The sequence below is a fragment of the Pseudactinotalea sp. genome (assembly GCF_048594945.1).
Lineage (GTDB): Bacteria > Actinomycetota > Actinomycetes > Actinomycetales > Beutenbergiaceae > Pseudactinotalea.
In genome coordinates this window covers 1-3868 of sequence record NZ_JBMDXJ010000179.1, presented here as the reverse complement: position 1 = coordinate 3868, position 3868 = coordinate 1, and the positions used below count along the sequence as shown (strand labels likewise).

Annotated in this window: 3 protein-coding genes and 1 pseudogene; 2 read left to right on the top strand and 2 right to left on the bottom strand. The window is 71.5% G+C overall.

The annotated features are described in order from the left end of the window. The coding region (locus ACOJSN_RS07995; RefSeq protein ID WP_420111972.1) for a phosphoglucomutase, alpha-D-glucose phosphate-specific at positions 1-1104 on the bottom strand (1104 nt) is incomplete at its 3' end. Between the two features lie 68 nt (positions 1105-1172). On the opposite strand from ACOJSN_RS07995, the gene ACOJSN_RS07990 reads away from it, so the two are divergent. Both ACOJSN_RS07990 and ACOJSN_RS07985 read left to right on the top strand, forming a co-directional pair. After that, positions 1173-2075, top strand: a complete 903-nt coding sequence (locus ACOJSN_RS07990; RefSeq protein ID WP_420111971.1) for a DUF5926 family protein — start codon at positions 1173-1175, stop codon at positions 2073-2075. A 92-nt stretch (positions 2076-2167) separates the two neighbouring features. Then, positions 2168-3058, top strand: coding sequence for a glycosyltransferase family 2 protein (locus ACOJSN_RS07985; RefSeq protein ID WP_420111970.1), 891 nt, complete (start codon positions 2168-2170; stop codon positions 3056-3058). On the opposite strand, the pseudogene ACOJSN_RS07980 reads toward ACOJSN_RS07985, so the two are convergent. Beyond that, a pseudogene (locus tag ACOJSN_RS07980) lies at positions 3043-3868 on the bottom strand (hypothetical protein); the annotation flags it as partial. The gene ACOJSN_RS07985 and the pseudogene ACOJSN_RS07980 overlap by 16 nt on opposite strands.

Genomic DNA, 3868 nt, shown 5'->3' with positions numbered 1-3868 from the left:
GACCACCCGGTCGATGAGCGAGGAGCTGACGAGCGTCTTGCCCACACCGGCGCTCCCGGGCCAGTCGGGGCGGTGCGTGAACAGGTACTCGATCGCCACGGCGAGGTAGTGGTTGGGGTTCATCAGCCCGCCGTCGGGGGTGACGATGCCGTGCCGGTCGGCGTCGGCGTCGTTCCCCGTGGCGATGTCGTACGGAGCGTCCCCCTCCATCAGCCTCCGTAGTGACGCCATCGCGTTCGGGCTGGAGCAGTCCATGCGGATCTTGCCGTCGCCGTCGAGCGTCATGAAGGACCAGCGCGGGTCGACCTCAGGGTTGACGACCGTGAGGTCGAGCCCGTAGCGCTCGCCGATCTCGCCCCAGTACGCCACGGACGCGCCGCCGAGCGGGTCGGCGCCGATGCGCACGCCTGCGGCGCGGATGGCGTCGAGGTCGAGCACGGCATCGAGGTCGTCCACGTAGGTGAGGAGGTAATCGTGCTTGTGCACGCTCTCGGCCTGGAGCGGGTCACTCGTTCGCGGGATGCTCCCGACGCCGGAGCGCAGCAGCTCGTTCGCCCGGTTCGCGATCCAGCCGGTCGCGTCGGAGTCGGCAGGCCCGCCGTGGGGCGGGTTGTACTTGAAGCCGCCGTCACGGGGCGGGTTGTGCGACGGCGTGACCACGATCCGGTCGGCCAGTCCCGGCCCCTGGATGCGCACCCCCTCGGAGCTGCCGGCGCCGTTGTGCCGCAGGATCGAGTGCGACACCGCAGGCGTGGGGGTGTAGCCGTCCCGCGCGTCGACGCGCACGTCCACGCCCGCCGCCGCGAGCACCTCGAGCGCGGTGGTCGTGGCCGGTGCCGACAGCGCGTGCGTGTCGCGGCCGATGTACAACGGTCCGTCCGTGCCCTGAGCCTGCCGATACTCGACGATCGCGGCCGTGATCGCCACGATGTGGTCCTCGTTGAACGCCGTGTCCAGGGAGCTGCCGCGGTGACCGGACGTACCGAAGACGACCTGCTCGTCCGGGTTGTCGGCATCCGGGTGCCGGTCGTAGTAGGCGCTCACCACCTCGTCGACGTCGATGAGGTCCTCGGGCCTGGCCGGCTGTCCCGCGCGCTCGTGCATGACCCGATCCTGGCACCGTTGCCGGGCCGTGGCTATCCCTCGCCTCCCGCTGCAATAGGGTCGCCGACATGGCCAAGCGCAAGAAGACCACGGACCCGAAGGTCGCGGAGCGACGGGCTGCCCGCAGGGCCGCGCAGCAGGCACTCGCCGACGGCGGTGCCGCCGCACCGTTGCGTCCCTTTGAGGGGCTGCCCGGTGAGGCCGACTGGGTCGCCCTCCGTGAGGTCGTCCCCGCTGCCAGTGCGACCGCCCGGACGACGGCGGAGCACGGGTCTGTCGACATCCTGGTCGTCACGCTCCTTCCGCGGTTGTGGCCGGCGATGAAGCGGTCCGACGGCGTGGTGCTGGTAGCGCTGCAGACGGCCAGCTCGTCGGAGGACCCCTCGCGCGACGTGGCCGCTGCGCTGCTGCAGGTGCTCGATGCCGAGCCCGGCACGGCGCTGGAGCACATCGATCTGCCCGAGTCCGGACCGCGGCTGCAGGACGTGCTCGACCTCGACGTCCCCTTCGAGGTCACGGTGCACGACACGTTCTCCTACACGGTGCCCGAGGATGGCAGCGCCCCTGACGAGGCCGCTGCCGCACTCGAGGAGGCGGCCGGCGGGATCGTGCCGACCGTCAAGATCGACGCCGTCGACGCCGGGTACTGGTGCCGGATGGGCGAGCGGGAGTTCCTCCGCTGGGCACGCCCGGAGGAGCCTGAGCGACTGTTCGACGCGCTGGCCCGCCTGCACGCCGACCGTGCGTCGGCGTTCGACGACGGCTCCCGCTTCGTAGGCGCGTTCCGGTCTTGCGGGATCCTGGTTCCGGTCTGGGAACTCACGCCCGGCGCCGAGGCGGCCGACATCGAGAAGCCGGTCGCCGCATTCGCGCCCACGCTGGAGGCCGCGCTCGCCTCGACCGATCCACTCACGCCCGAGCAGCGCCGCGCCCGCGCCGGCCTGGTCTCGCGGCAGGTCAGCCTGCGCTGATCCGCGAGGGCGCCGTACGTGCGACCTCGCGACGTGGAGCCGCGGGCGCCGAGCGTCCAGGGACTGCGGAGCCATGCCACTAGGCTTGCCGTGTGGAGGGGGCAGACGCCGAAGAGACAGCATCCCGACCGCTGACGGTGATCCGCCGGCGTCGCCCGGACGCGGCCGCGGCGGGCATCCCGCAGGTCGACCAACGCGTCGCCGCTGTGATCCCGGCGAAGGACGAGTCCGAGCGGATCGCCGACACGGTGCGCGCGGCTCGTGCCATCCCCCACGTGGACCTTGTGCTGGTCGTCGATGACGGCAGCGAGGACGATACCGGCGCCCAGGCGCGCTCCGCGGGTGCCGTGGTGGTGCGGCACGCGACCAACCGCGGCAAGGCCTCGGCGATGGAGACCGGTGCCTCGGTGGTCGCGATGCGCGACGAGGAGGATGGCCTGCCGCGGATGCTGCTGTTCCTCGACGCCGACCTCGGTGCCACGGCGGTCAACGCCGCCCCGTTGGTGCCCCCGGTGTGGGCGGGGCGGGCTGACATGTCGATCGCGGTGCTGCCCAAGCAGGCCGGGGCGGGCGGACGCGGCATCGTGACCGGCTTCTCGCGCCGCTCGATCCAGCGATTCACCGGCTGGGCTCCCGCGCAACCACTGTCCGGGCAGCGATGCATCACCCGCTCCGCGTTCGAGGCGGCGCTGCCGCTCGCACGCGGATGGGGCGTGGAGACCGCGATGACGATCGACGTGCTGCTCCGCGGATACGCCGTGGTCGAGGTGCCGTGCGACCTGCGGCACCGCCCCTCCGGCAACGACCTCGCGGGCCAGCTGCACCGCGCTGCTCAGCTTCGCGACGTGATGGCCGCGGTCGCGGCCCGCCGGCTGCGCCGCTACCCGAACCTCCAGGCGGTCGACGACGACGAGGGCGACGAGCTCGACGGCACGGATCCCGAGGCGCTCGACGACGAAGGTGAGTCCTACCGCGGGGCGTGAGCTGCGCCGTCGTGATCGGACGTGCTCGTCTCGTCCTGGGCGAGCATCCAGGTGGCGCACGAGGCGAGCAGGAGCGGCACCGCGAGCGCAACCCCGATCGCCGGGATCGCGATCCCGGAATCGTTGACGGCGAACCCGATGCCGGCGTTGATCGCCAGAGCGACCAGGCCGGGACCGAGCATCGGCGCCTGCTTGGCCATGGCCGAGATAGGGGCACCGCCTGAGAGCCAGGCGTACTCGCCACCGCCAGGCGAGGTGATCGTCTCCTTGACGGGCCGGATCAGCACCAGCACCACGAGCAGCACTCCGCAGATCGCGAGGATCGTCAGCGGCCGGTTGTTGAAGAGGATCGTGAGGTTCTGATCGAGCTTGCGACCGATCACGGTCCACATGTCACCGCTGAGCACATCGGCGAAGAACCGGCCCAGGTGCGTGCGCGAGCCCGGTGGGCGTAGCCAGTCGAGGAACGCGATCAGCATCGTGATGACCCCGGCGCCCACGACCACGAGTATCACGCGCTTGACGCTCAGCCGGATCCCGGCGGCCATCAGCGCCAGCAGCCCGAACGCGACCAGCATCGCGGGGGGTCCGCCGAAGTCGGCGCCGAGGAACGGCGCGCCGTCGATGACGATCCCCACGATGCCGATCCCTGCGACCACGGCGGCTGCGAGCACGCGTCGGTCGCGCTTGACCAGACTGTTCGCGACCGCCGTGGCCACGATCAGCAGCGCCGTGCTGAACAGCGCGAACGTGGTGTTGTTCATGCCGTAGAAGCGGCCTGCGACCAGGGTGGGGATGCCCATGATCGCC